Here is a 1,589-nt window from a genome sequence, read left to right as displayed (position 1 = left end):
GGCTGAGCAGCACGCTGTCGCGTTTATCCACATGGCGGCCGAACCATTCGATCTGGTCGGCGTAGTTATTGGGTGTGGCGTTTTCGATGGTGGCCGGCAAGTTGAGAATCAGCGGCTTGGCTGGGGTCGGTTGGAACACGGCAATCACCGCGTTGCACACCTCTACCGAGAACTCGATTTCGGTGGAGCTAAATACTTCCGGCGAATACTCAAAACCCCACTGGGTTTCTGGCGCGGCATCGGCCAGGCGCTTGATGATCTGCCCAGCGTTGACGGCAATTTCTTTGACGCCGTTTTTGTCCTGGTTAAACACGATGCGGCGGAAGCTTGGGGCGCAGGCGTTGTAGTAGTGGACGATGGCTTTTTTCGCGCCCTTGAGGGACTCGAAGGTGCGCTCGATCAGGTCTTCGCGGGCCTGGGTCAGCACTTGAATGGTCACGTCGTCCGGAATATGGCCGCCTTCAATCAACTCACGCACGAAGTCGAAATCGGTTTGCGAGGCGGACGGAAAGCCCACTTCAATTTCCTTCAAACCCACTGCCAGCAGGGTTTTGAAGAAACGCATTTTTTTCTCGGCATCCATCGGCTCGATCAGCGACTGGTTGCCATCGCGCAAGTCGGTGCTCAGCCAAATCGGCGCCTTGTCGATCACCTTGCTCGGCCAGGTGCGGTCGGGGATGTTGATCGGGGTAAACGCGCGGTATTTGTGCGAAGGGTCTTTGAGCATGCTCATGGCGGTGTCCTTTGAATTTACTTGGCCAGATAAGGGTGGCCGACCGGTGATAACTGCTGTGTACAGACGTGCGGGCGAGGTGAGCTGTTCAGCTCTGCAGTCGCGGACTGACCAGGCACAGGCAGGCGTGTTGGCGCAGCAGAATGAGGGTATGGGACGTTTTCATGGGGTTAACCCTATTCACCTGGGTTGAATATGGCAAGCCGCGGCGAAAAATTGGTGAATCGTGGCGCAGCTGGCGATTTTTCGAAATTTATTCGTCGTTAATGCCAGTAAAATTCGCAAATATTGCTCGGGCTGAAACCGCTAGCCGTCGGTGCGGCTGGCAGCGATCTGCGCCTGATAGGCGCGCATATCGGCGCCGCTCGGGTGCTGAAACACCCGCAGGCCAAACTCCGGCAGGATCGCCAGCATGTGGTCGAAAATATCCGATTGAATCGCTTCGTATGCCACCCACGCGGTGGTGTTGGTAAAGCAATACAGCTCCAGCGGCAGGCCGTCGGCGAGCGGGCTGAGTTGGCGCACCAGTAGGGTCATGTCCTGGCGGATGCCTGGGTGTTGGCGCAGGTAGGTCTCTACGTAGGCGCGAAAGGTGCCGATATTGGTGACCCTTCGGGTATTCACCGCAATGCGCTGCGGTTCGTCGAGTTGGCTGTTCCAGCTCAGCAACTCGCTTTCTTTGCTCTTCAAATACGGCGCCAGCAGTTTGAAACGGCGCAGGTCGTCGATTTCTTCGGCGCTCAAGAAGTGCACGCTGTTTTGGTCCAAGTGCAGGCTGCGCTTGATCCGCCGGCCACCGGCTTCCTGCATGCCGCGCCAGTTTTTGAATGAGTCGGTGATAAAGCGTTTGGTGGGA

Annotated in this window: 2 pseudogenes; both read right to left on the bottom strand. The window is 57.1% G+C overall.

The window, feature by feature from the left end:
• A pseudogene (locus AAAB16_RS10985) lies at nucleotides 1–733 on the bottom strand (2-isopropylmalate synthase); the annotation flags it as partial.
• 306 nt (nucleotides 734–1,039) lie between these two features.
• A pseudogene (locus AAAB16_RS10980) lies at nucleotides 1,040–1,589 on the bottom strand (mechanosensitive ion channel family protein); the annotation flags it as partial.

Origin of the sequence: Pseudomonas sp. (assembly GCF_037994325.1) — a bacterium.
GTDB lineage: Bacteria > Pseudomonadota > Gammaproteobacteria > Pseudomonadales > Pseudomonadaceae > Aquipseudomonas.
Note: the sequence above shows the minus strand (reverse complement) of the source record. Positions and strands in the feature narration are given on the sequence as shown.